Source organism: Streptomyces sp. NPDC019443 (assembly GCF_044389785.1).
Lineage (GTDB): Bacteria > Actinomycetota > Actinomycetes > Streptomycetales > Streptomycetaceae > Streptomyces.
This window is the reverse complement of sequence record NZ_JBIRYJ010000051.1, coordinates 1-3,569: the sequence shown is the minus strand read 5'-3', so window position 1 is coordinate 3,569 and position 3,569 is coordinate 1. Positions and strand designations below refer to the sequence as shown.

At 66.2% G+C, this 3,569-nt stretch carries 3 protein-coding genes and 1 pseudogene; 1 reads left to right on the top strand and 3 read right to left on the bottom strand.

Annotated elements, in window-relative coordinates:
* Window positions 1-193 precede the first annotated feature (193 nt).
* From ACH492_RS40005 to ACH492_RS39995, 3 genes are all read right to left on the bottom strand, one after another.
* Window positions 194-763: a suppressor of fused domain protein gene (locus ACH492_RS40005; RefSeq protein WP_398994358.1), complete on the bottom strand. Its 570-nt coding sequence runs from the start codon at window positions 761-763 to the stop codon at window positions 194-196.
* Window positions 764-1,144: 381 nt separating this feature from the next.
* The gene (locus ACH492_RS40000) at window positions 1,145-1,309 is read right to left on the bottom strand and encodes a hypothetical protein (RefSeq protein ID WP_398994356.1); all 165 of its coding nucleotides are present in this window, start codon (window positions 1,307-1,309) and stop codon (window positions 1,145-1,147) included.
* A 196-nt stretch (window positions 1,310-1,505) separates the two neighbouring features.
* The gene (locus tag ACH492_RS39995; RefSeq protein WP_398994354.1) at window positions 1,506-2,117 is read right to left on the bottom strand and encodes a DUF4328 domain-containing protein; all 612 of its coding nucleotides are present in this window, start codon (window positions 2,115-2,117) and stop codon (window positions 1,506-1,508) included.
* Window positions 2,118-2,325: 208 nt separating this feature from the next.
* Here ACH492_RS39995 and ACH492_RS39990 point away from each other — a divergent pair.
* Window positions 2,326-3,417 (top strand): annotated as a pseudogene (locus ACH492_RS39990) (integrase core domain-containing protein); the annotation flags it as partial.
* Window positions 3,418-3,569 lie beyond the last annotated feature (152 nt).

Here is a 3,569-nt window from a genome sequence, read left to right as displayed (position 1 = left end):
AAAGTGGATGTCAAAGGCCCCCAGCCATGATCGGCTGGGGGCCTTTGCACTGGTGGGCGCGGACGGTTTCGAACCGCCGACATCTGCTTTGTAAGCCTGGCGCCGATCATAAGCCGCTCTTGGCTGGTCAACAGGCACACAACAGCGCTGAGCACGGATCTGGCACGCGCGGCGCCGCCGACACCTGCCTTGGTCAGACTGCGGGGCGGCGCAACACGTCAGTCGGCTCCCAGTCGCGCTTGAAGAAGGCTTCAAGCCCGTGCTCGTTGACGAACTGCCGCTCCACCTCGTGGATGGGGTACATCCCCTGGATGTTGATCACGTCGTGACCCTCGTGTCCCGGAACACCGACATCGATGCCCAGGTAGTCGTCACTGTCGAGCACGATCGGCGCGAAAATACAGAATGCTGTCATCTCTGACTCGGGCACGATTCGCTCGCCAAAGTTGATGGTGCTGCCGTAGCTGAAGGGACAGGTGCCGCGAAGGTGCTCGGCGAGAAAGCCCACCGCGTGGGCCCAGATCACGTTGGTCGAGTTCACGCTGAGGCAGAGCTCCGGCAAGCCGTGCTGCCAATCCGGATGCTCCGCCAGCGACAAGCCGTAGGTGAGCGTCGTGAGAAGTCCATCCGGCAGGTCGTCGTATACGATCTCCGTCACGCGACTCAAGCCCTGCTTGGTCGACTCAACAGGGAAGAACCGGGGCTCCCTTCCCCCGGAAAGCCGATCAAGGTGGGCAAGGTAGTTCTCTACGCGACTGGCCATGTGCCCAGCCTGCACGATCACCCACACGCGGACACCACCAGGGGCGTCACCAGTAACGCTCTGCAACGGGTCCACAGAAGTTGAGCCAGAACCCCTTCTCATGCACAGAGCCAACCGGCTCCAGTTTGGAAGATCGCGTAACCGGATGCGGTCTGACCTGGCAAGTCACTGACCTATGCGTTTCCGGCTCACGCTCGCGCTGGACACGGGCTTTGAGGTCTGGCGTCATCCTTATCAGGTCGGTCCGGGATCCCAGTTGCGACCAGGGATGCAGCCGGTTCACCGGCCTCGGTGGTCGTGGATGATCGGCCATAACCGCCGGTGTTCGCTGCTGTTGGTGTCAGGCACTGATGTCAGCGAGAGCCGCTGTGCTTGACCCCGTCAGCCGACGGCGAGCAGCGCGGCAAGAATCAAAGCCGCTATCGCAGAGAAGACCCGCGGCTTCCTCCAGCCCGGTCCTGAAGCCTGGCGGGTCAGCTCCCAGGCGCCCACAAGACCGCCACCCAGACCCAGCGCGTCCCGCAGCAGGAAAACGGTGGTCTGCACAGGGAGCCTCCAGGTGCCTTCGAACGGACGGGAAGGCTATCCCTGGTGGCGGTTGCGCGGATGACCGGCCCCAGTTCGGAAGATCGCGTACGTGGTTGACGCTTGAGCTGGCAAGACGCTGACCCGTGCCTTCCTGGCGTGCTTGCCGGGCTTCCTCGCTTGCGTCCACTCGATCGGGCACGCAAGGGGCACGCGCCTAGCCACTGTTCGTATCCGCCGAGGCCTCGCTGCCCCTCGCGTGGTGCAGCATGCCGCTCAGCCGCCAGACGACGGCGATGGTTAGCGCGGCGGCTCCGATGCGCAGACCGTCGCTGAGCATCACATGCCGCAGCGCCTGGCTGGCCTCGCCCGCTGTTGCAGCCTGCTTCAGAGCCGAGTAGCCGCCCGTGGCCCAGGCGCCTGCGGCGAGTACGGTGAGCCACCACGCGGTGAGCAGAGGGTTGCCGCGACGGCGTCGCATCGCTGGCTGGGTGGCAGCCCACAGGTCGTTGATGAACATCTTCGGTATGAACAGCTGTCCCAGTGGAACCAGCCAGCCGAAGAGCACCCAAGCACGGTGGCGGCGCTGCCCTTGGGGCCAAACCGTGTCTGCGAGTGAGCGCATGCTGTCGAGCCAGAGGACGAACAGCAGCATGGTCGCGAGGAACGTCGCCTGCCACCACCCAGTCAGGTTCCCCAACCACATGTCGGCCCTGACCAACGCCTCGCCGTTATCCGACGGCTTCAGCGGTAGTGCCAGTAGCACCTGGTACCGGTGCCAGCCTGCTACCTCGGTCGCCACCGTCACCAACGCGAAGCAAGCGAGCATGCCGCACGTCCACCGGGTGAGCCCGGCTGGCGACGCCGCATTTCCACACATTCCGTACCTCCGGGAGGCCCGCCTGTGCGGACTTTCCGCAGGTCGCAGGGATCTTAGCCATTGAGGCGAGCGGAAGTCACGGCCCACGCTTGCCGAGATTGACGTTGCCTACTGACGGAGTCGGCAGTTCTGCTCACCCCCAGCGGAGCAGCTGCACACCCACCGGCTCACCCGCCCGCAGTCCCCAACGACTACCGGGAAGATCGAGCGGTTCCATCAGACGCTGCGGCGTGAACTCCTGGATGAGTCCGCGCCGTTCGCCGATGCGGTGGCGGCGCAGTCGGCGGTGGACAGCTGGCTGGAGGACTACAACCGGATACGGCCGCATCAGGCCCTGGACATGGCCGTCCCGGCGAGCAGATTCGTCCCCAGGCCGCGAACCGAGCAGGATGCACTGCCAGTGGTCCTGCCCGCCCGCCTCGACCCCGTCGCGACTGCGGCACCGCCAGATCCCCCGCCGCCTGAACCGGTGGCCGTGACCTGGCCGTTGGCCGAGGGTGAGGTTGGTGCGATCGAGTTGGACCGAGTGGTCCCCGCCTCGGGCAACCTGAGCCTGCGCGGGCAGCAGATCTGGTTCGGCCCTGCCCTGGCCGGCACCGCGGTGACCCTGCGCATCGACGTGAACCGGCTGCACGTGCTCATCGGCGGCGCACGCCACAAGACGCTGCCTTCGAAGCTGTCCGGCCGGGATCTGAAAGCCCTGCTGGCGGGAGGACAAGCGCGGCCTGCCGGGCCGTGGCCGGACGATCCCGGTCCGGCCGACTACGCCGGCGGCGTCGTGGAGGTGGATCGCACCGTCAACGCGGTCGGCTACGTCGGCCTGGGCGGCGACAAGGTCCTGATCGGCTGGCCGTTCGCCGGACAGCGGGTCACCCTGCGGCTGGACGGCCGAGTGCTGCAGGTCCTCGACGAACAGCGTGTCCTGCAGGCCACCCTGCCCAGCCCGCTGCCCCCGTCGACCTGCGGTCGTCTGCAAGGAGGCCGTCCGGCCGGACCGCCACCGCAGCTGCCTCCGCCCGCCGAACAGATCGCCGAGCGGACCGTCAGCAGCACCGGCGGCTTCATGGTCGCCGGACAACGCATCCAACTTGGCCGCGGCCATGCCCACCAGGTCGTCACCGCCCACCTGGCCGAGGACACCATCCGCATCTTCCAGGGCACCGAGCTGATCACCACCGTCCCCCGCGTGACCAGGAAGGAGGTGGTGGTCCGCAAGTCCGGCGAACACAACCGCCGGAAGATCGTCTAGGGCAGACGTCAAGCATCACCCGACGCCAACCCGTCAACCATCAACTGAGACTCGACAGCCTCCGCAGCGGCTCTAAAACTGACGATCATCGTTGACACCTGGGTCTCCGATCACTACGGAGATCCACATGTCGAAGTCCACCCCTCCGCTCG

Bases quoted from the DNA above. Each gene is read 5' to 3' on its own strand.
- ACH492_RS40005 (WP_398994358.1), bottom strand. From the start codon at position 763: ATGGCCAGTCGCGTAGAGAACTACCTTGCCCACCTTGATCGGCTTTCC.
- ACH492_RS39995 (WP_398994354.1), bottom strand. From the start codon at position 2,117: ATGCTCGCTTGCTTCGCGTTGGTGACGGTGGCGACCGAGGTAGCAGGC.